This is a genomic window from Pseudomonas sp. IT-P100 (genome assembly GCF_949767185.1).
Lineage (GTDB): Bacteria > Pseudomonadota > Gammaproteobacteria > Pseudomonadales > Pseudomonadaceae > Aquipseudomonas > Aquipseudomonas fluorescens_B.
On sequence record NZ_CATKQK010000009.1, the window covers coordinates 81798 to 103772 of the forward strand.

18 protein-coding genes are annotated in these 21975 nt (G+C 60.8%); 13 read left to right on the plus strand and 5 right to left on the minus strand.

Features of this window, described 5'->3' with window-relative positions:
* Window positions 1-54 precede the first annotated feature (54 nt).
* Entirely contained in the window at window positions 55-1419 is a 1365-nt protein-coding gene (locus ACM6IQ_RS07270; protein ID WP_017337362.1) for an MFS transporter, read from the plus strand.
* A gap of 126 nt (window positions 1420-1545) precedes the next feature.
* On the opposite strand, the gene ACM6IQ_RS07275 is transcribed toward ACM6IQ_RS07270, so the two are convergent.
* On the minus strand, window positions 1546-2421 hold the full coding sequence (locus ACM6IQ_RS07275) for a LysR substrate-binding domain-containing protein (RefSeq protein WP_017339555.1): 876 nt from the start codon (window positions 2419-2421) through the stop codon (window positions 1546-1548).
* Between the two features lie 185 nt (window positions 2422-2606).
* On the minus strand, window positions 2607-3785 hold the full coding sequence (locus tag ACM6IQ_RS07280) for a hypothetical protein (RefSeq protein WP_414878388.1): 1179 nt from the start codon (window positions 3783-3785) through the stop codon (window positions 2607-2609).
* 184 nt (window positions 3786-3969) lie between these two features.
* Between ACM6IQ_RS07280 and ACM6IQ_RS07285 the strand changes: the two genes are divergently transcribed.
* The 7 genes from ACM6IQ_RS07285 to ACM6IQ_RS07315 all read left to right on the plus strand — a co-directional run bounded on the left by ACM6IQ_RS07285 (window position 3970) and on the right by ACM6IQ_RS07315 (window position 12171).
* Entirely contained in the window at window positions 3970-4902 is a 933-nt protein-coding gene (locus ACM6IQ_RS07285; RefSeq protein ID WP_017339553.1) for a LysR substrate-binding domain-containing protein, read from the plus strand.
* 210 nt (window positions 4903-5112) lie between these two features.
* Complete coding sequence (aldA, locus tag ACM6IQ_RS07290) at window positions 5113-6537, plus strand: aldehyde dehydrogenase (RefSeq protein ID WP_414878411.1); 1425 nt, start codon at window positions 5113-5115, stop codon at window positions 6535-6537.
* Between the two features lie 83 nt (window positions 6538-6620).
* Window positions 6621-7940 carry an MFS transporter gene (locus ACM6IQ_RS07295; RefSeq protein WP_017339551.1) on the plus strand — a complete coding sequence of 440 codons (1320 nt, stop codon included), beginning with the start codon at window positions 6621-6623 and terminating at the stop codon, window positions 7938-7940.
* 1 nt (window position 7941) lies between these two features.
* Window positions 7942-9159 (plus strand): mandelate racemase/muconate lactonizing enzyme family protein, encoded by a 1218-nt coding sequence (locus ACM6IQ_RS07300; RefSeq protein ID WP_017339550.1) that lies wholly within the window; start codon window positions 7942-7944, stop codon window positions 9157-9159.
* Window positions 9160-9286: 127 nt separating this feature from the next.
* Window positions 9287-10894 carry a GMC family oxidoreductase gene (locus tag ACM6IQ_RS07305; RefSeq protein ID WP_017339549.1) on the plus strand — a complete coding sequence of 536 codons (1608 nt, stop codon included), beginning with the start codon at window positions 9287-9289 and terminating at the stop codon, window positions 10892-10894.
* 112 nt (window positions 10895-11006) lie between these two features.
* Window positions 11007-11414 carry a response regulator gene (locus ACM6IQ_RS07310; RefSeq protein ID WP_031319014.1) on the plus strand — a complete coding sequence of 136 codons (408 nt, stop codon included), beginning with the start codon at window positions 11007-11009 and terminating at the stop codon, window positions 11412-11414.
* Between the two features lie 88 nt (window positions 11415-11502).
* The gene (locus ACM6IQ_RS07315; RefSeq protein WP_414878389.1) at window positions 11503-12171 is read left to right on the plus strand and encodes an HAD-IA family hydrolase; all 669 of its coding nucleotides are present in this window, start codon (window positions 11503-11505) and stop codon (window positions 12169-12171) included.
* Between the two features lie 25 nt (window positions 12172-12196).
* Here ACM6IQ_RS07315 and ACM6IQ_RS07320 read toward each other — a convergent pair whose 3' ends face one another.
* Complete coding sequence (locus ACM6IQ_RS07320) at window positions 12197-12856, minus strand: methyltransferase family protein (RefSeq protein WP_414878390.1); 660 nt, start codon at window positions 12854-12856, stop codon at window positions 12197-12199.
* A 67-nt stretch (window positions 12857-12923) separates the two neighbouring features.
* Window positions 12924-13862 carry a GlxA family transcriptional regulator gene (locus tag ACM6IQ_RS07325; protein WP_017339545.1) on the minus strand — a complete coding sequence of 313 codons (939 nt, stop codon included), beginning with the start codon at window positions 13860-13862 and terminating at the stop codon, window positions 12924-12926.
* Window positions 13863-13984: 122 nt separating this feature from the next.
* Here ACM6IQ_RS07325 and ACM6IQ_RS07330 point away from each other — a divergent pair, with 122 nt between their 5' ends.
* Together ACM6IQ_RS07330 and ACM6IQ_RS07335 are read left to right on the plus strand one after the other, a co-directional pair.
* Window positions 13985-14776 carry an SDR family NAD(P)-dependent oxidoreductase gene (locus tag ACM6IQ_RS07330; RefSeq protein WP_017339544.1) on the plus strand — a complete coding sequence of 264 codons (792 nt, stop codon included), beginning with the start codon at window positions 13985-13987 and terminating at the stop codon, window positions 14774-14776.
* A gap of 312 nt (window positions 14777-15088) precedes the next feature.
* Window positions 15089-16018, plus strand: a complete 930-nt coding sequence (locus ACM6IQ_RS07335; RefSeq protein ID WP_414878391.1) for a pyridoxal-phosphate dependent enzyme — start codon at window positions 15089-15091, stop codon at window positions 16016-16018.
* Window positions 16019-16082: 64 nt separating this feature from the next.
* Here the strand turns inward: ACM6IQ_RS07335 and ACM6IQ_RS07340 are convergent, their stop codons facing one another.
* Complete coding sequence (locus ACM6IQ_RS07340; protein ID WP_017339414.1) at window positions 16083-16400, minus strand: DUF2388 domain-containing protein; 318 nt, start codon at window positions 16398-16400, stop codon at window positions 16083-16085.
* A gap of 336 nt (window positions 16401-16736) precedes the next feature.
* Between ACM6IQ_RS07340 and ACM6IQ_RS07345 the strand changes: the two genes are divergently transcribed.
* From ACM6IQ_RS07345 to ACM6IQ_RS07355, 3 genes are all read left to right on the plus strand, one after another.
* The gene (locus ACM6IQ_RS07345) at window positions 16737-19562 is read left to right on the plus strand and encodes a C2H2-type zinc finger protein (protein WP_414878392.1); all 2826 of its coding nucleotides are present in this window, start codon (window positions 16737-16739) and stop codon (window positions 19560-19562) included.
* Between the two features lie 437 nt (window positions 19563-19999).
* Complete coding sequence (locus ACM6IQ_RS07350) at window positions 20000-20788, plus strand: SDR family oxidoreductase (protein WP_017339412.1); 789 nt, start codon at window positions 20000-20002, stop codon at window positions 20786-20788.
* 24 nt (window positions 20789-20812) lie between these two features.
* Window positions 20813-21922, plus strand: a complete 1110-nt coding sequence (locus tag ACM6IQ_RS07355; RefSeq protein ID WP_414878393.1) for an NAD(P)/FAD-dependent oxidoreductase — start codon at window positions 20813-20815, stop codon at window positions 21920-21922.
* Window positions 21923-21975 lie beyond the last annotated feature (53 nt).

The following is a 21975-nucleotide window of genomic DNA, read 5'->3' on the forward strand; positions in this document are numbered from 1 at the left end:
CAGCAAAAACGATCGGTTTCATTTCTCCGTCAATAACAACAATTGGAGACTTACATGTCCGTACAACCGGTAAAAATCGACGACTTGCCCATCGGGCGCTTCCATCTCAAGATCGCCGGCCTGACCTTCGGTGCACATTTCACCGACGGCTACATTCTCGGCCTGATCGGTATCGCCTTCACCCTGCTGAGCCCACAGATGCAGCTGGATGCATTTTGGCAGGGGCTGATCGGCGCATCGGCGCTGATCGGGCTGTTTCTCGGCAGCCTGTTTTTCGGCTGGATTTCCGACAAGGTCGGCCGGCAGAAAATTTTCCTGGTCAGCTTCGTGCTGATCACCATCGCCTCGGTCATGCAGTTCTACGCTGAAACGGCCATGGGCCTGTTTCTCTGTCGGGTGCTGATCGGTATCGGCCTGGGTGGTGACTTCAGTGTCGGCCACGCCATGCTCGCCGAGTTCGCGCCGAAGAAACACCGGGGTGTATTGCTGGGTTCGTTCAGCGTGATCTGGACCTTCGGTTACGTCGCCGCAACTTTCGTCGGCACCGCCATGCTCAGCCTTGGCGACGATGCCTGGCGCTGGATGCTGGCCTCGTCGGCGATCCCGGCGGCGTTGATTCTGATCGCCCGCATCGGCACGCCAGAGTCTCCGCGCTGGTTGGTCAATCAGGGCCGGATTGCCGAGGCCCGAGCCATCGTCAAAAAACACCTGGGTGCCAACGTCGAGCTCGACGAAACCCAGTCCACCGAAACCCGTTCTGGCTATGCGGTGTTGTTCAGTCGCGAATACCGCAAGCGCACCGCGTTCAACTGCCTGTTCTTCGTGTGCATCGTGATGCCGTATTTCGCCATCTACACCTTCTTGCCGTCGATCCTGCAGAAGATGGGCCTGGCCGAAGGCTTCGGCACCGAGCTGATGCTGAACCTGTTGCTGATCCTCGGCGCGTTGATCGGGATCTGGTGCACCATCAAGTTCTCGCGACGCGGGTTCCTGATCAACTCGTTCATCATCCTGGCGGTGGCGTTGTTCATGTTGGCCGTGTTGCCGAGTAGCGCAGCGTTCCTGATGGTGCTGGTGTTCGGACTGTTCACCCTGGTGTTGTCGGCGGTGAGCAATCTGGTGGGCGTGTTCCCGGCCGAGAGCTTCCCGACCGAAGTGCGGGCCAGCGGGATCGGCCTGGCGACGGCAGTGAGTCGTTTGGGCTCGGCGGTCAGCACGTTCCTGTTGCCGGTGAGTGTGGCGGGAATTGGCTTGAGTCCGACCATGGGGATACTGGCGGCGATTCTGGCTCTGGGCGCGTTGTTGTCCTGGGCCTGGGCGCCGGAGACCAAATCGTTGACGTTGAGCCAGGCGTGCAAGGCGCAGAGTCCGGTCGAAGCGGGCGTTCCGCTGGCAGCAAAAGTCGCGACACCGGTCTAAAGGTTTACGACGGATCAAATGTGGGAGCGAGCCTGCTCGCGATGGCGGTGGATCAGTCAACATCAATGTTGAATGTAATGCCCTCATCGCGAGCAGGCTCGCTCCCACAGGGGGAATATCACTGTTTCAGGGATTACTGACCAACCCCAGCCAGTCCGTAAACAACCGCACTTTCGACAACCCCTGTTTGTCGTTCGCCACATCCAGCCAATAGCCATACGGCCCGATCACTTCCACGGGGGTGATCGGCAACAAACTGCCATTGGCCAGTTCCTTCTCGATCATCTGCCGGTCGATCACCGCCAGGCCACCGCCCGCCAGCGCGGTGTGGATCACCTGATCCAGCGTGCTGAACTCCAGCCCTTGGTCCGCATCGACATCATCCCGGCCCATCGCCGCCAGCCAGTTTTCCCAGACCTTCAGGCGCTTGCCGTCATGCAGAATGTGCAGCAACGGAAACTGCCGCAGATCCGGTGGCTGGCCATCGTTGAACAGCTCCGGGCTGGCCACGGCGATATGCCGTTCCATCACGAGCAATTGGCTGCTGCAGTGGGTGGCTGCTTCGAGGCCGAAGCGGATGTGGCAGTCGATTTCGGCGAGGCTGTCGTGGCTGGCCTGGTTGGTCACGCTCAGGCTGATGTCCGGGTAGCGCTGGCAAAACACGCGCAAATGCGCCGACAACCAACGCGTGGCCCAGGTCGGTGGCGCGAGGATGCGCAGGCGTTGACGCAGGTTGGGCACGCGCACGGCTTGCAGGGCGCGTTCGATGTGGTCGAAGGCTTCCGCGAGGTGTGGGGAGAGGGCGCTGCCGGTTTCGGTCAGGGACAGGCCCTGGGGAGTGCGGATGAAGAGTGCGACGCCGAGGTAGTCTTCGAGTTGTTTGATCTGACGACTCACCGCACCCTGGGTGACGTTCAGACCGAGCGCCGCCTGGCTGAAACTGCGATGCCGCGCGACCTCTTCGAAAACGCGCAGCATGTTGAGCGAGGGCAGTTGACGCATGGCAGAGGCCTGGTTTGTTGTTTTTGGATGGTTTTGTAATGCCTATCTGACTATTAGCAAGGGGCTGATGCAAGTGGTGTTCGGGCGGACGTCTTCGCGGGCAAGCCCGCTCCCACAAGGATCACCGAACCTGTGGAAGCGGGCTTGCCCGCGATGGCGTACTTAGAGGCGACAAAAATCCTGGATCAGAAGTAATACCCAATGTTCATGTACAACTGATTCTCCCAATGATCAGTCCCGCCAGCGCCCAGGCTCTGGGTGTAGCTGCTGCCACCAATGTACGGATCATTCTTGCCATACAGCCACTCAGTCGCGATCCACAGTTTGCTGAAGGAAAACGAGGTACCGAGAATCATCCGTTGCGAGGTCTTGAACTCGTCGGCGGATTTGTCGAAGGCGCTGTAGTTGGCGTACAGCTTCACGCCGCTGATCTGGTCGAACAGGTACTTGCCGGCCACGTCATAACTCAGGTCCGCCACGTACAGGTTGCCGCGACTGGCGACGTTGTAGGTGCCGTCATAACCACCCAGCGTTACCACTTCATCAGTGCCGGCGTTGCGCGGCGACATCTGTTGCCGCGCCGCTTGCAATTGCACGCCCCACGGACCGTTCTTGCCCAGGTAGTGCACGGCCACGGCGTTGCGTCGGCCGTCGTTGTCGGTGTCCTTGTTTTTCAGGGTCGAGGTCAGGCCGGAGATCCCGACTTCCGATTTCCAGGGCCCCAGGTCCAGCGACTTGGCCACCCGCAGCACCACGGTGTTGCGTTCCTGGTTGTCGCTGCCATCGCCGACGTAGCTGTCGGCCCCGGACACCACGCTGGAGTAGGTCACGCCCTTGCTGGTGCCTTTGCCTTGCCACGCCGGGCGCAGGTAATAGCCGGCCTGGACGTTCCAGTCGCCACTTTGCTGGATGTACTTGGCGCCGATCTGCTGCACATCCTCCAGGCCGATGACGTTGCCCAGGGTTTCGTAGAAGGTGCTGCCGAAATAGGGCTGCAAACCGAATGGCACTGTGTTCAGGCCTACCTGTACTTGCTGGTCGGGGTTGAACTTGTAACCGGCCCACGCAAACTTGGCGAACTGAATATCACCGTAGTCCTTGGTGTACTGGTACGGGTAGGAGCGTCCGTAGAAACGGTACTGAGCCTCTCCGATCCAGCTGTCGGAGTTGTACTTGGCGCTAAGGAACACGGTGTCCAGGCCGAACTTCTGGATGTCGCGGTCGGGGTCGTAATCCCAGCGTGCGCGAACGGCGCCGCCGAGGTCGAGGTTGTCGGTGACTTGTACCGCCATGGCGGGCGCGGCAAAGGTGCAGAGCAGAGCGAGGTACGACGGACTAAGGCGCAGGGAAGCAGGGAGGGGCATGGGTCAGCTCTCGTTTATTTTTATTAGAGATGCTGGCCAGTCTTGCCATCAGCGCTGCGTTGAACAAACGATAAAAAATGCGTCGAAACCTTCATCAAATGCATGTTACTGGGAAAATCCTGTAGGACAATTCATCGTCGGCGTGGGATGCTTTACGCCTTGTCATCCACCTTGAGAGCCTTCCATGAAACGCAAAATGCCCGGCCTCAACGCGCTGAAAGCCTTTGAAGTGGCCGGCAGCACGGGCAGCTTCACCCGCGCCGCCGAACTGTTGAACGTGACTCAGAGTGCGGTCAGTCGCCAGGTGCGGCAACTGGAGGAACAGCTCGACGAGAGCTTGCTGGAGCGCCGTCACCATCACCTTGAACTGACCAGCGCCGGGCGCATTCTGCTGCGGGCGCTGCATCAGTCCTTCGACAAGATCGAGCTGACGGTACGCAGCATCCAGCAGAAAACCCATTCCAATCGCCTGCACATCAACGCGCCGCCGACCTTTACCAATCGCTGGCTGATGCCGCGTCTGGGCCGGTTGCGCGAGAAGCATCCGGAGCTGGAACTGAGCATCACCACGCGCTTGCAGGACAGCCTTGCGGAAACCAGCACGCTGGATTGCGCGATCCGGTTCGGCGACGGGGAATGGGATGGCATGGACAGCTCCCTGCTGATTCAGGAGCGGCATATCGCGGTGTGCGCGCCGACCTTGTATGCGCGGGAATGGAGCGAGCAGGGCATCGACCTCAATCGCCTGACGCTGCTGCACGTGCTCGCCCGGGAAGACCAGCGCTACCTGACCTGGAAACACTGGCTGGACGCGGCGCGCATCACCGGCGTCGATACCCAGGGCGGCTACGAGTTCGACTTGCTGGACCTGGCGATCCGCGCGGCCACCGACGGGTTGGGCATCACTATTGCCGACTGGCACATGGTCGCCCCGGAACTGGCCAGCGGGCAGTTGACCCAGGTGCTCAACGTGCATGTCGAAGGCCACCAGTCCTACTGGCTGGTGACCCGGCCGGAGCAGACGCAGATGCCGCAATTGCAGGTGTTCAGTCAGTGGTTGCAGGAGGAAATCTGGTTGGCGCAACGGCAGCTTGAACCCTCGACCGCTGCTCTCTGATCACCCTTGCCCGCGGTAACGATCTGTCAGTCGAAAAGAGGCTGATGTGCCGCCGCCATCGCAGGCAAGCCCTCTCCCACAGGGTTCTGCGTCGACCTGGATATAACATTCTTTTTTTGAATGTTACATCGCTCAATAAATCGTTTGTTCAATGCCGGTCAGATGCCAAGACTGCATCTCACTGGATAAAAACAACGATGGGCGATGCACATGCGACTCGAGCGAAATTTTGTTAACGGCCACTTCATCGAACCCGCCAGCGAAGCGCTGATCGCGGTGTACAACCCCGCGACCGAAGCGCTGGTGGGCCATGTATCAGCGGCCAATGCCGATGAAGCCGCCGCCGCAGTCGAAGCGGCCGCTGCGGCACAGAAAGCCTGGGCCACACTCACCAGCATCGAGCGTGCCGAACACCTGCGTTCGCTTGCCGATGCACTCGATGCCGGTGCCGAGAACATCGGTAAAGCCTTGGCCGCCGAATCCGGCAAGAGCGTCGCTGACGCCAGCAACGAAGCCCGTTACGCCGCGCAGATCACCCGCTACCACGCCGAATGGGCGCGTCGTATCGAAGGCGAGATCATTCCCAGCGACGCCCCGAACGAAAGCCTGTTCCTGCACCGCGAGCCGATTGGCGTAGTCGCGTGCCTGATTCCGTTCAACTACCCGGTCTATACGTTGCTGCGCAAAATTGCCCCGGCGCTGATTGCCGGCAACACCGTGGTCGTGCGTCCAAGCAACAACACACCGACGTCCGCGTTCGAAATCGCCAAGGCTGTGCAGCAATCCACCATGCCTGCGGGCGTGATCAACATCCTGACCATGGACCACGCCACCGCCGCTGCCGTTTGCACGCACAAGGCCGTCGGCTTGATCACCCTGACCGGCAGCGTCAACGCCGGGCGTATCGTGCTCGATTACTGCAAGGCCAACATCGCCAAGCCGTCGCTGGAACTGGGCGGCAAGACCCCGGCGATCATCGAAGCCGATGCTGACCTTGAAGCCGCCGCCACAGCGATTGTTGCCTCCAAGACCACCCACTGCGGTCAGTTGTGCACGGCGGTGGAGCGGGTCTACGTGCAGGAAAGCATCTACGAGCCATTCCTCGCCTTGCTCAAAAGTAAAATCAGTGCCGTGACATTCGGCGACCGCGCCACCGACGCCAGTCGGATGGGGCCATTGGTCAACGCCAGTGCGCAGCAGAACATCCACGCCATGGTCGAGCGCGCCGTCGCCGCCGGTGCTGTACTGGAAACGGGTGGATTTATTCCGCAGGGCAAAGGTCACTTCTACCCGCCGACCCTGCTCAGTGGCTGCCGTCAGGACATGGAAATCGTCCAGGAAGAAGTCTTCGGTCCGGTGCTGCCGGTGCTCAAGTACCGCGACATCGACGAAGCGCTGGCCTTGGCCAACGACCATCAGTTTGGCCTGTCGTCGGTGCTGTACACCGAGAACTACCGCACCACGATGAAAGTCGCCAACGCCATTGAAGCCGGCGAGTTGTACGTCAATCGCACCCCGGCGGACCCGTACCAGGGCTTTCACGCCGGGTGGAAACGCTCGGGCCTGGGCGGCGATGACGGCAAGCACGGCATGCTCGAATTCACTCAGACCCGGCTTGTGGTCATGAAGTATTGATCCACCGGTAAAACGCCTCACGCTGCACCCATAAAAACAATTATCAGGGGCGCCCGGTCACCGGGCTGCCCGAGGTCACATCAATGTCCAAGCATGCATCCACTGCTGCCGCTGTTCAGGGTTCGAACGCGGGTTCAAAAAGCCACAGTGACAAGGGAAGTCGCTATGTCCAACTGATGCTCCTGGTGCTGGCCGCCGGTGCGATCTACCCGATCCTGTACCTGCGTCAGGTCTACCAGACCACCATGCTCGAGGTGTTCCAGATCAACCACAGCGAGCTGGGTTATCTGTACTCGATGCTCGGTACGATTTTCCTCCTGAGCTACTTGCCGAGCGGTTGGCTGGCCGACCGCATCGCCCCGCGTTTTCTGATTTTCTTCTCGCTGGTTGCTACCGGTGCATTGGGCCTTTGGTATTCCACTGCGCCGTCGCTGACCGGGCTGATGATCATCTTCGGTTGCTGGGGGCTGACCACCGGCCTGACGTTCTGGGCCTCGGTGCTCAAGCGCGTGAAGATGATCGCCCATCACACCGAGCAAGGCCGGTTCTTCGGCATCCTTGATGGCGGTCGCGGCCTGGTCGAAGCGTTGCTGGCGACCGTTGCGCTGGGGCTGTTTGCCTTCGCCACCGAAACCCGTGGCGAGTCGGCGGCGCAAGGCTTCAAGCACGTGGTTTACCTCTATGCCTTCACCTGTATCGCCATCGGCTGTGTGCTGGTGCTGATCAAGGACCCGAAGTCGATGGACAGCACCGCGGCGGTGGAGAAGGGCAAATACAACCTGCTCAGCGACCTGGCCACGCTGGTGAAAATCCCCGAGTTGTGGCTGGTGACGGCCATCGTGTTCTGCGGTTATCACATCTTCTGGGCCACCTACAGTTTCTCCGATTATCTGCAGGGCGGCGGCATGACCGCCGTCATGGCCGGCACCATCACGACCATCAAGTTGTGGATGCGCCCGATTGGCGGGATCGGCGGTGGCTGGCTCGGTGACAGGTTTTCCAACATTTCGGTGCTGATCGTGGCGCTGTTCCTCGCGACATTGGCGATGGTCGGCCTGATCGTGTTCCCGGCACTCAACAGCATGGGCCTGTTGATCGGCACGGTGATTTTCATCGGCCTGATGACCTACGCCATTCGCGGTTTGTACTGGGCGATCCTCGACACCTGCAACATCCCGCTGCGCATCACCGGCCTGGCAATCGGCATTGTCTCGGTGGTCGGTTATATGCCCGACGCGTTCATTCCCTTGATCAACGGCTACCTCACCGAGCATTTCCCCGGCGCCTTTGGTTACAAGCTGTATTTCGGCTACATCGCCTTCGTCGGCCTGCTCGGTACCCTGGCGGCCCTGACTCTGCGCGCTCGTATCAATCGTAAAACTTTCAATAAGACAGGTGCCTGAGATGAAAATCGTCGCCCTTGAAACCCATATCGTTGCTGTACCGCCACCGCACGTCGGCGGCATGTACTGGCTGTTCGTCAAACTCAAGACCGATTGCGGCATCGAAGGCGTGGGCGAAATCTACGCTGCGACCTTCGGCCCGAAAGCCATGCTGCCGATCATCGAAGACGTGTTCGAACGCTACCTGCTCAACCACGATCCGCACCACATCGAACGCTTCTTCCGTCAGGCCTATTCAAGCGGTTTCACCCAACGTCCGGACCTGACCATGATGGGCGTGGTCAGCGGTCTGGAGATGGCGTGCTGGGACATCATCGGCAAAGCGGCGAACAAGCCGGTGTATGAACTGCTGGGTGGCAAGGTCCACGAAAGGCTGCGTTCCTATACCTACCTGTACCCGGTCAACAGCAAGGGTGAGTACGACTACGACGACCCGGACCTGGCGGCCGAATGCGCCATCGAGAACATGAACAAAGGCTTCACCGCCGTGAAGTTCGACCCGGCCGGGCCATATACGGCGTACTCCGGGCACCAGATCTCGCTGGAGGTGCTGGATCGCTGCGAAACCTTCTGTCGCAAGATCCGCGAAGCGGTGGGCGACAAGTGCGATTTGCTGTTCGGCACCCACGGGCAAATGGTGCCGTCCTCGGCGATTCGCCTGGCCAAGCGCCTGGAAAAATACGATCCGCTGTGGTTCGAAGAGCCGGTGCCACCGGGCCAGGAAGAGGCCATGGCGCAAGTCGCGGCCAAGACCAGCATCCCGATTGCCACCGGCGAGCGGCTGACCACCAAATACGAATTCTTCAAGCTGTTGCAGGCGGGCGGTGCGTCGATCCTGCAGATGAACGTCGCCCGTTGCGGCGGTCTGCTGGAAGCGAAAAAGATCGCCAGCATGGCCGAGGCCTATTACGCGCAGATCGCACCGCACCTCTACAACGGGCCGATTGGCGCGGCGGCAAGTTTCCAGCTGGCCACCTGCACGCCGAACTTCCTGATCCAGGAAAGCATCATGACCTGGGGCGGTTTCCACGCCGAAGTCCTGACCAAGCCGTTGCAGTGGGAGGACGGCTACATCATTCCGTCCACCGAACCGGGGCTTGGCGTAGAGCTGAACATGGACGTGGTGCGCAAGCATTCGCCGTACACCGGTGAGCGTTTGCACTTGCAAATGGCGCCGACCCCGGCCGACGTCAAAGACTCGTCGCCAGCCCGAGGCTGAAGATTTGCCGCCCATGGCAGGCACTGCGGGTGAACCCAGTCCCTGTGGGAGCAAGCTCGCCCCCCCAGATTTTACGCCATACCTGCCGGGCGGTTTTTTTGTACAACGACTTACGCGGTAACCCTGCATGACATACGACTACATCATCGCTGGCGCTGGCGCCGCAGGTTGCATCCTCGCCAATCGGCTCTCGGCTTCGGGCAAACATTCGGTGCTCCTGCTGGAAGCGGGCGGCAAGGACAGTTCCCTGTGGTTCAAGGTCCCGGTCGGTTTTGCCAAAATGTATTACAACCCGACGTTCAACTGGATGTACTACAGCCAGCCGCAAAAGCAGCTGAACAACCGCGAAATCTATGCCCCGCGCGGCAAGGTCCAGGGCGGTTCGGGTTCGATCAACGCGATGATCTACGTCCGCGGCCAGGCCCATGACTTCGATGACTGGGCGGCCAACGGCAACGAGGGCTGGGGCTTCAAGGACGTGCTGCCCTACTTCCGCAAACTGGAAAACCATCCCCTGGGCGACAGCGAATACCACGGCGGCAGCGGCCCGATCAGCATCACGCCGATGAAAGGCCAGACCCATCCGATCTGCGACGTGTTTATCAAGGGCTGCGACGAACTCGGCTACCCGCACAGCGACGACTTCAACGGACCGACATTCGAAGGCTCGGGGATCTACGACGTCAACACCAAAAATGGCCAGCGCTGTTCCAGCAGCTTTGCGCATCTGCACCCGGCCTTGAGCCGGCCGAACCTGACCGTCGAGCATTTCGCCCTGGTGGATCGGGTGCTGTTCGACAACGGCCGGGCGACCGGTATATCGGTGACCCAGCACGGCGTGGTGCGCACCTTCACCGCCAGCAAGGAAGTCATTCTGTGTGCCGGTGCCGTGGACACACCCAAGATTCTGCAACTGTCCGGTGTCGCCGATCAGGCGCTGCTGGCCAGGCACAATATCGCGCTGGTCAAACACCTGCCGGCGGTGGGGCAGAATCTGCAGGATCACCTGTGCGCCAGTTATTACTACAAGGCCAACATCCCGACGCTAAACGATCAACTGAGCTCGCTGTTCGGGCAATTCAAACTCGGCCTCAAATACCTGTTCACCCGCAAGGGCGCACTGGCGATGAGCGTCAATCAGGCCGGCGGGTTCTTTCGGGGTAGCGAGCAGCAGAGCCATCCGAACCTGCAGCTGTACTTCAACCCACTGTCGTACCAGATCCCGAAAAACAACAAGGCCAGCCTCAAGCCCGAACCATATTCAGGCTTCCTGCTGTGCTTCAACCCGTGCCGGCCGACCAGTCGCGGGCACATCGAGATCGCGTCGAAAAATCCCCGTGACGCGGCCTTGATCGACCCGAATTACCTGAGTACGCAAAAGGACATCGACGAGGTGATCCAGGGCAGCCGGCTGATGCGCAAGATCATGCAGGCACCGGCGCTCAAAGGCATCACGGTCGAAGAAGTGCTGCCGGGCCCGGTGGTCGAAACCGACGAGCAGATGCTGCAGTATTTCCGTGAAAACAGCGGTTCGATCTATCACCTGTGCGGTTCCTGCGCGATGGGTGCGGATGAACGGACTTCGGTGGTGGACAAGCGTTTGAAAGTCCACGGTATTGACGGGTTGCGCATTGTCGATGCGTCGATTTTCCCTAACGTGACGTCCGGCAATACCCATGCCGCAGTGCTGATGGTGGCGGAGAAGGGCGCCGATCTGATTCTGCAGGACGCCTGATTTTTTCACTTGCCTGTATCAAAAATGAATTTCCGCCGAGCCCGCTGCTCATACCTGTAAGCAGCGGGTTTGAGCCCGCGAAATCATTAGGCGATCAGGGAGTGGCAAAGTCATGTGTCCAGAATCGATGGCGGGCGAGCACCTTCCTGGCGGGTTGATTCTTGTGGTTGAGGATGACCCGTTGATCCTGGAGTTTCTCTGCGAAATTCTTCAGGAGGAGGGTTTCGTCGTTGAACCACAGGTCAGCGCGGATGCAGCCGCCAATTACCTGGAGCAGCACGCCGATGAGGTACGGTTGTTGCTCACGGACATCACCATGCCCGGCAAACTCAATGGCGCGGATCTGGCTAATCTGTTTGGCGACCGCTGGCCGGACAAGCCGATCATGATCATGTCCGGCTTCGAAACGCCGGAATCGTCCGGGGTGAGGCATCAGGTGTCCTTTATCAAGAAGCCTTGGGCGCTGGGGCAATTGCTCGATGGCGTGGCAGCTGCATTTAAGCCGAAGACGGTGGGCTGAACATCAGCGCGCGGTTGAGCCCAACCCTCTCGCAAATGCTACATTGCTCGGCAAAACTCGCCTGGCTCTTGTAAAAGGACGCTCATCCTTGTCAGCTCAACATTCGGTTTTCAACAAACCTTATCGTGCCTTTCTGTTTGATATGGACGGCACCGTCCTCAACTCCATCGCCGCCGCCGAGCGCATCTGGACCACCTGGGCCTTGCGCCACGGGGTAGATGTCGACGCTTTTCTGCCGACCATTCATGGCGCCCGGGCCATCGACACGGTCAACCGCCAGGCCTTGCCGGGTGTCGATGCCGAAGCTGAGGCGGCGTGGATTACCCAGGCGGAAATCGAGGACGTCGAGGGGATTGTCGAGGTAGGCAGGGCGGCGGAGTTCCTGACGTCGCTGCCGGCCGGTCAGTGGGCGATCGTGACGTCTGCGCCCAGGGCACTGGCGCTGCGACGGATGGCGGCGGCGGGGATTCCGGAGCCTGCGGTGATGGTCACGGCGGAAGATGTCAGCGCGGGTAAACCCGATCCTGCGGGGTATCGATTGGCGGCCAGGCGGTTGGGCGTCGAAGTGACCGATTGCCTGATTTTCGAAGATGCCACGGTGGGCATTCTCGCGGCGGAGGCGGCGGGGGCAGACCTTGTGATCATCACCTCGACCCATGAACATCCGCTCGAGACGCCGCATGCGACGATGGTCAGTTATGAAGCGATCGCCTGCGGTGTCGACGGCGATGGCCGGATCCGTCTGCGATATTCGTAATCCCCCCATGTTGGAATGGGTTTGTTCAGTACACACCGGGTATCAACCGCCAGCTGCGGCTGCAATACGCCTCATATTCACTGCCAAACTGCGCCCGCAGCAGCGCTTCTTCCGAGTGAATGCGGGCGATCAGCGGGATCAACGTCAGCGCTGCCAGCAACAGGCCAACGCCTGAACGAAACGCCAGCGCCCAACCCACGGCATTGACTAACATCCCCAGATAACTGGGGTTGCGCAACGTTCGATAAATCCCGTCGGTGACCAGCCGGTGCCCCGGTTGAATCGCCACCAGCCCGCTGAAACGCTTGCCCAGGACAAACACCGGCCACAGGCGCAATACACCGCCGACGATGAACAGCAACGCCCCGAGCCAGCGCACGCCTTCACCGCCGAAGGTCCAAACGTCGATCCGGTCGGTGTAGGCCGGTAGAAAAGCGCTCACTGTCCCGATCACCCCGAAGGCCGGCAGCACCCAGCGATTGGCCCGGTCTTCCCGTTGGCCGGAGCTGAGATTGACCTCGGAGAACAGCGCCGCGATCGCCATCACCAGGGTCGCCAAGGCAACGACCACCAACGCCGAATGAGAGAAAAACGCCACAAACGAGCCCATCCCCCACACGGCGAACCCAAGGTAGGCGAGGGTGCTCACGATGGCGAAAAACGCCAGTCTGGCCGAGATGTTCATCCGTACCTCCACACGCGAACCTGCCCCCTCATTGTAGGAGCTGCCGCAGGCTGCGCGGATAAACGCTTCAGGCCGAACGGGCGTTGCGCCGAATCACCTGGGGTGGCTGCCCGAACGCCCGAAGAAACGCTTCGCGCATGCGCCGGCGATCACTGAAGCCGGATTCGGCAGCGATCTGATCGAGGTTCAGTCGCCCGCGCTCCAGCATCTGTCGCGCCGCTTCCAGGCGCAGGTTTTCGATGGCCTTGGCCGGCGATTGTCCCGTTTCTGCCCGGAACGCCCGGCTGAACTGGCGCGGGCTGAGGCGCGCCACGTCCGCCAGTTGTTCCACCGACAACGCCTCGGCGAGGTGTTCCCGGGCGTAACCGAGCACGGTCTGGATGCGGTCGGATTTCGGCTCCAGTTCCAACAGCGCCGAATGCTGGGACTGGCCGCCCGCCCGCCGGTGGTACATCACCAGTTTCTGTGCCACGGAGCGCGCGAGCAGCGGGCCGTGATCCTTCTCGACCATCGCCAGCGCCAGGTCGATACCGGCCGTCATCCCGGCTGAAGTCCAGATCGAACCGTCAATCACGTAAATGCGGTCCTCTTCCACCTTGATCGACGGAAACCGTGCTTGCAGTTCCCTTGCATAAGCCCAGTGCGTGGTCGCCCGGCGCCCCTCAAGCAAACCGGCCTGGGCCAGGACAAACGCCCCGGAGCAAATCGACGCCGTGCGCCGCGCGGTTTTAACGCTGGCGCGCAGGTAATCCAGCACACCCTCGGGCGCCTGTTCGAGGATGGCATCGCCGCCGACCACGATCACCGTATCGAACACCCGCTCATCGAACGCCTGGGTGCCGACACTCAAACCGCCGGAAGCACGCAAGGTACGGCCGTCCTCGGACAGTACGCTGACGTCGTAAAGCGCTTCGCCGGCGCTGAAGTTGGCGTACTCGAACACCGGCATGGCCGCCAGCGCCATGGTTTGAAAACCCTCAAACACTACAAACGCCACGGAAGTCATCGATAGGCCCTCAATGGACATGTCCTAAAAGCGTACTTTAAACGTCATTTGAGACGAAGGTCAGTCAATTTATAACGGTCACACCCGGCGAACCTCTCGCCTCACTGTGAAGGACACTGAACATGGCTCTCTCATCCAAAGGCACCGCCCTCATCACGGGCGCCTCTTCCGGCATCGGCGCGGTCTATGCCGATCGTCTCGCGCGTCAGGGTTACGATCTGATTCTGGTCGCCCGCAGCCAGGCCAGGCTGAACGCCTTGGCCAATCACTTGAGCAACGAAACCGGTCGCGCCGTGGAAGTCGTCGCTGCCGATCTGAAAGACAAGGCCGATCTGCGCCGGGTCGAAGGGATTCTGCGTACCGACGCGAGCATCACCTTGCTGGTCAACAACGCCGGGGTCGGTGCTGTCATGCCGCTGCTGGGGAGCCCGGTGGATGACATGGAAGACATGATCACCCTGAATGTCACCGCACTGATGCGTTTGGCCTACGCGGTAGCGCCCGGGTTCGTCGCCCGTGGCAACGGCACCGTGATCAACATCTCCTCGATCGTGGCGATTGCCCCCGAGATTCTTAATGGCGTGTATGGCGGGACCAAGGCGTTCGTTCTGGGATTGAGCCAATCCATGCACCATGAACTGGCTGACAAAGGCATTCGTATTCAGGCCGTATTGCCTGGCGCCACCGCCACCGATTTCTGGAGCGAGGCCGGCAACCCGGTGGAAAACCTGCCGCAGGAAATCGTCATGACCGCCGAGGACATGGTCGATGCGGCGCTGGCAGGGCTCGCGAATGGAGAGGTGGTGACTATTCCGGGTCTGCACGACGGCTCGCAATGGGACCGTCACGAAGCCCAGCGCCAAACCCTGTCGGGCTTGTTCGGCAACTCCATGGCGGCACCGCGTTATCGTTGAAGCGGCAAGCTCGGGCCGCGATGAACTAAGCTTGGATAAGGACCGCACCACACCGCAATATTTTTCACTTAAGAGTGTCTTGAATCAAAGGAAACTTGTGGCGAGGGAGCTTGCTCCTGCTTGAGTGCGTAGCACTCACAAAACTCGGCAATAGTTGTCAGATTTTTGGGGCCGCTACGCAGCCCAGCGCGAGCAAGCTCGCTCGCCACAAAGGTATGCACGATCCAAGAGCGCGCTTAAGTGAACAGCATTGCGCTCCACACCGATTCGTTGAACCACTCGACAAGTCGGTGTGCGACCGAGGAGCCCAACATGCTTCACATCAGAACTCCCCTTATCCTGCACCCGGGCTTGTCGACCCCCACTCGGCGGATCTGGCTCAAGCTGGAAAACCTGCAACCCAGCGGTTCGTTCAAGCTGCGTGGCATGGGGTTGTTGTGCAGCCAGGCAAAGGCCCAGGGCAAGCGCAAGGTGGTCTGTCCTTCGGGGGGCAACGCCGGTTTCGCCACCGCTGTCGCGGCGGCCAGCCTCGGGTTGCAAGCCTGCATCGTGGTGCCGCACACCACCCCGGAAAGCACCCGCGCGAGGATTCGCAAAACCGGTGCCGAGGTGATCGTTCACGGCAAGGTCTGGGACGACGCCAATCAACGGGCGAAGGAGCTTTCACAAGCGGCGGACACCGAATACGTGCCGGCCTTCGATCATCCGGTGTTGTGGGAAGGGCACAGCACGATGATCGATGAGATTCTCGAGGACTGCCCTCAAGTCGATACGCTGGTGACGTCGGTGGGGGGTGGTGGTTTGCTGGCGGGCCTGCTCACGGGATTGACTCGGCATGACCGCCTGGATTGCCGCATCGTCGCCTGCGAAACCGCGGGAGCGGCATCTTTTTCGGCGGCGATCAAGGCCGGACATCCCGTCAGGCTTTCGCGCATCGACACCGTGGCGACCTCCCTCGGCGCCGCTCAAGTGGCCGCCTGGCCGGTGCAGCACATCCTCGATTTCCCTCACCAATGCGTGGTGCTCGGCGATGACGAAGCGATCATGGGCGTGGTGCGTTACGCCAATGACCTGCGTCAGCTGGTGGAGCCGGCGTGCGGTGTTTCATTGGCCATCGGCTATCTGGACCACCCGGCAATCGCCGATGCCCATGATGTGGTGATCGTGGTGTGTGGTGGCATCAGCATCAGCGTACAACTCGTTGCCGGATGGGCACGTTCATCCGCTACAAGCGCAAAGTAGCCGCAAAGCAGGGCCGTTAACACCTATCCAGGTGTTACAGGCCCCACCGCGCCCGTTTCAGCCCTCATTGCCCGGCAGCGGCACTGTCCTGGATCAGAATGGCTCTGGCGAGGTCTTCGTCACTGGCGTTCAGCCCGGGATTGTCCTGGCGAATCTGCTTCATGACCGATTCCAGATACACGCCTCGAATCGCACCGCCGCTGGCCACGAAGCTGGAGGCGTCATCCCGGGCGGGAATCATGAGTTTGTCGTCCTTGAAGGTCGAGTACAGCGAAGCGGAAACCCCGGCGGAGGTGGCGACATCGCCCGCATCCACTTTCGCGAAAGCCGAGCCGAAGGGTAAGCACAACACAAGGGAAGAGATGATGATCAGACGGCGCATGACGGTGTCCTCCGAAAGCGTGAAGCGTAAAGGAAGTACCACACAGTTTAGGATATGCAGCGACGGTCAGGAGTTCCTTGCGGCACAAACTATCACTTCAACCAGCAGCCTTGGATCCGCGAGCCGGACCTCGCCGCACGCGCCGGACATCCATATGCGACGGCTCGAGAAACAGAGTCCAGGCCAAGGCTTTGCCGGCCAACTCGGGCTCAAGTTGTTCGACATCCGCGGCGTTCAACACCCGCTGCGCAATGCCCAGCGAACGGCGCAACGCGAAGCCCGGCATTCAGTGAGAAAGCGCAACAGCAGGGCATCAACCGAAGCAGGCGCGCCCAGTTGAAAGACCTGTCATTTGTGTCAGTAGCCGCCATCAACGCCGCATGTTATTCAATAGGCATGAACAGCCTCCGCATCGACAATGGCACGCCCGATCTCGCAGTCTTTGACCCGCGAGGCTTGGCAGTGTGCGCGGTGGCTTACTACCGTTCGGTCGCGGGACAGCCGGTGCAGCCGCAGATCACCCGGCGGGTGTTCGACCCGTTGGGCCGTGAAGTCGAGCGCTTCGATCCGCGATTGTGGGCCGAGCAGCGTGGGCCGAATCGAACCTCCCTCCGCGCATTGTCTAGCACCGAGTTGCTCAACGTCAGCGTTGATTCGGGCTGGACTCTGTTGCTGTTCGGCCCGGCGGGGCAGCGGCTGCAACGCTGGAACAGTCGCAGCAGCCAGCAACGCGACTACGATGTGCAATTACGTCCGGTCGCCGTCACCGAACAACTCGAGGACGAAACCCCGCGGGTGGTCGAACGCTTCCAGTACGGCGGCCCCGGCGGCAGCACTCGCAACCAGTGCGGCAAGTTGATCCGCCACGACGACCCGAGCACTACCCGGCACATGCTCGACTATGATCTGCGCGGCCAACCGTTGCTGGAGAGCAGCCACTTTCTGACGTCGCTGGATCCGTTGCACTGGCCGCTGGAGATCGACGCGCGCAATGCCTTGCTCGAACCGGCGCCCGGCCTCGACAGTCGCTGGACCTACGACGCCTTGGGCGAGGTTGCGACGCAAACCGATGCCATGCTCAACCGCCGGCGGTTCAGCCGCACCTGCGCCGGGCAATTGCGCGCCGTTTCCTTGCAGCGCCAAGGTGCAGGCGAGGTGACGCTGGTCAGCGATCTCGGCTACAGCGCCGGGGGGCTGGTCGAGCAGGAAACGGCAGGCAACGGCGTGATTACCCGTGCCGAGTTCAGTCCGGACGACGCGCGTCTGCTGCGCTTGAGCGCCGGCCTGCCCAACCAACCCTTGCTGCAAAACCTGCTTTACACCTACGACCCGGTTGGCAACCCGCTGCAAATCGACGACCAGGCCAAAGCCATCACCCATTTCAAAAACCAGCGCATCGACCCCGTCAGCACCTACATCTATGACAGCCTGTACCGCCTGACCCGCGCCACCGGCCGCGAAGTCTACCGCGCCGCCAACGACCCGAACGCGCTGGTCAACTACCGCGAAGAATACGATTACGACGCCAGCGGCAACCTGCTGGAACTGCGCCACCTCGGTGCGCAACCCTTCACCCGGCGTTGGGCGGTGGACGCGGCCAGCAACCGTCGGGTGATCGCGTACGACGGCGATCCAGCGCCGGATTTCCCCCGCGAATTCGACGGTAACGGCAATCAGCTTCATTTGCTGCGGGGGCAAGCGATGGGTTGGGATGCGCGCAACCAGCTGAGCCAGGTATCCCCGGTCACCCGTGAAGACGGCCCGGACGACTGTGAACTGTATCGCTACGGCGGCGGTGGCAAGCGCCTGCGCAAGGTACGTTGCGCACTGGCCTCACACCGCAGCGTGATCGCCGACGTACGTTACTTGCCGGGGCTGGAAATCCACCGCGCCGCCAATGGCGCCGAACGGCATGTGCTGGAGATCGAGGCCGGGCGCAACACGGTGCGGCTGCGGCATTGGGTCGGCACTCCCCCGACTGGCGTCGACAACAACCATTTGAGTTACAGCGTCAGCGATCACCTGCGTTCCAGCCAACTGGAACTTGACGAAGAGGGTGCAGTGATCAGTGAGGAAGGCTATTTGCCGTTTGGTGGTCGGGCGTGGTGGGTGGCCCATCACGCCGCCAAGGCGTCGTACAAGACCACGGGTTACTCGGGCAAGGAATGCGACGTGACCGGGTTGAGTTACTACGGTTATCGCTATTACGCGCCGTGGCAACACGGCTGGCTCAACCCGGACCCGGCGGGAGAGGTGGACGGGTTGAACCGGTACTGTTTTGTCGGGAACTCGCCGATGCGATATGCCGATGCTGATGGGCGGATGATGGATGACACCTTGGATCAATTCATCAGTAATTTGAAATACAACCCCGGGGGAGATGACCAAACGGTGATGGAACTTGTGGTGGGGTTATCTGGGCACGTGAGCGAGAACGTGATCGATCCAACCGCATTTCTCCAAACGTTAACGAGCAACCCTGCGGACGATGGGCCTCGGGTGAGAAGCCTTGCCGAGGAGCTGAGCCGCTCCGGGCAAGCGGCCTCCCAAACGCAGGCATTGCCTGCTCAGTTCCCGGGATACGTATCTGCATCTGCCCTTCCCGGTACGGCATATGAGACCGGCGCGGAGCAGGCGCACGACGGGAATATACGGTTCAGCTGTCAGCATTGCCCGAAAGGGTTTAAGAGAAAACATAATTTTGATATGCACATGCGAACCCACACGGGAGAAAAGCCTTTCAATTGCTTGGTTTGCAAAAAAAGTTTTGCGCTCAAAAGGCATTTGACGAGACATATGCTAAGCCACACCGGAGAAAAGCCGTACCACTGTGAGACTTGCGGCAAAGATTTTGCGCGAAACGATGCTTTGACGAGCCACAGACGAACTCACAACGGAGAAAAGCCGTACGTCTGCAAGTTTTGCCATCAAGGTTTTGCAACAAATGGTGCTTTGACGAGCCACAGACGAACTCACACCGGAGAAAAGCCGTACGTCTGCGAGTTTTGCCATCAAGGTTTTGCAGAAAGTACTACTTTGACGCGCCACAGACGAACACACACCCTGGAAAAGCCTTATGACTGCTCGAGTTGCTATATGTGTTTTGCGGATTCCAATAGCAGGAATAATCATCAGCGGCGCAAACATGGTGCTCTGGAATAGCCATATTCGAATGAAGTCAGTTTGCCCCAGACTTTTCGCTCACCGCGAAAACCGCTTCCAATATTCCCGCGGTGAACCCTCGGTCTGTGCTGAAACATGAGGCGTACCCCATCACTAAGCTCCAAGGTGCTGCCTTCATTAGCGTTACCTGTCATTTGTGTCAGTAATGGCATGTTATTCAACCCGCATGAACAGTCTCCGCGTCGACAAGGGCACGCCCGATCTTGCAGTCTTTGACCCGCGAGGCTTGGCAGTGTGCGCGGTGGCTTACTGCCGTTCTGTCGCGGGACAACCGGTGTTTTTTTGCCTGCGCGTTGCCCCCGTTTCCACTCGTGATAATCCGGAACAATTGAATTGCCGGGGCAGGGCAGTTTCCCCTCGGCTCCGTCCCGCGCACGGTGGTAACGTAGGGCGCTCGAACCGTCGGGAGCATCGTCATGGAATTGGGAATATCGGGTCGCTGGGCGATCGTCTGCGCCGCCAGCAAGGGCTTGGGGCTGGCCTGTGCGCGTGCCTTGGCGAAAGAGGGCGTGAACCTGGTGATCAACGCTCGCGGCAACGACACTTTGCAGGCTGCCGCCGTTGAATTGCGCAGCCTGGCGCCGACCATCGAAGTGCGCACGGTCGCCGGCGACATCAGCGAGCCGGCCGTGCGTGAGCAAGTATTGGCGGCGTGTCCGCAAGTGGACATCCTGATCAACAACGCGGGTGGCCCACCGCCGGGTGACTTCCGTGACTGGCAACGTGAGGACTGGTTGAAGGCGCTGGATGCCAACATGCTCACGCCCATCGAGCTGATCAAGGCTTGCGTCGATGGCATGGCCGAGCGCGGTTTCGGACGCGTCGTCAACATCACCTCCGGCGCGGTGAAGGCGCCGATCGATGTGCTCGGTCTGTCCAACGGCGCCCGCAGCGGCCTGACCGGTTTCATCGCCGGACTCGCGCGTCAGTCGCAGTTGGCGGGGAACAACGTCACGATCAACAATCTGCTGCCCGGCCCGTTCGAGACCGAGCGCCTGCACAAAACCCTGAGTGCTGCCGCCGAGGCCAATGGCGCCAGCGTCGAGCACATCAGTGCGCAGCGGCGCAAAAACGTGCCAGCCCAACGCTTTGGCCAGCCCGATGAGTTCGGCGCCTATTGCGCGTTCATTTGCAGCGCCCAGGCGGGTTTTCTCACCGGGCAAAACCTGTTGCTGGACGGCGGCAGTTATCCCGGCACGTTTTGATCGTTACAAAGGAGCGCAGGGCAGGTGAGCGTCGATATCGAATGCGTCGTGGTCGGGGCTGGCGTGGTCGGGCTGGCGGTGGCCAGAGCGTTGGCCCGGAGCGGGCGCGAAGTGATGCTGGTCGAAGCCGGCGAAGGCATCGGCGTGGGCATCAGTTCGCGCAACTCGGAAGTGATCCACGCCGGCATCTATTACCCGAGCGACAGCCTCAAGGCGCAATTGTGCGTGGAAGGCAAACAACGTCTATATGCCTTTTGTGATGAGCGCGGCGTCGGCTATCAGCGGCTGGGCAAGCTCATCGTCGCCACTGATGATCACCAGCGCGGGGCGTTGCAGAAGTTGCTGGAGCAGGGCGTCCGCAACGGTGTCGATGACTTGCAATGGCTGGACGCCAATCAGGCTCGCGAACTTGAACCGGCGCTGTCCTGCGTCGCCGCGCTCTGGTCGCCTTCCACCGGAATCGTCGATTCCCATGCCCTGATGCTGGCGATTCAGGCGGACGCCGAGGCCGCCGGAGCCTCGATGGCATTTCATACGCCGCTGGCATCGGCGCGGTGCAGCGAACACGGTTTCCAGTTGCACATGGGCGGCGTCCAGCCGATGACCTTGAGCTGTCGTGAGTTGATCAACTGCGCCGGGTTGTCCGCACCGGAAGTGGCGAGCCGCATTGAAGGCTTGTCGTCGCTGCACGTTCCATCGGCTCGTTTGTGCAAGGGCAGTTATTTCAGTTTCAGCGGTCGCGCGCCGTTCCGGCATCTGGTTTATCCGGCACCGGAAAGTGCCGGGCTGGGGGTGCACATGACCCTCGATCTTGGCGGTCAGGCGCGTTTCGGACCGGATGTGGAGTGGATCGACCACATCGATTACCGCGTCGATCCGCGCCGTGCCGAGGGTTTCTACGAGGCCATCCGGCGTTACTGGCCGGCCCTGCCCGATGACAGGCTGCAACCGGCCTACAGCGGCATCCGCCCGAAAATCACCGGCCCGACAGAACCCGCCGCCGACTTCATCATCAGCGGCCCCGACGACCATGGCGTGCCCGGACTGGTCAATCTGTTCGGCATCGAATCACCGGGGCTGACCAGTTGCCTGGCGCTGGCCAGGCGGGTAACGCAGGCTCTGAGCGACCGATGATCAGCGTTTGAGCTGCCCCCGCGAGATGAGGGCTATGCTTTGCAGTGCGCCCA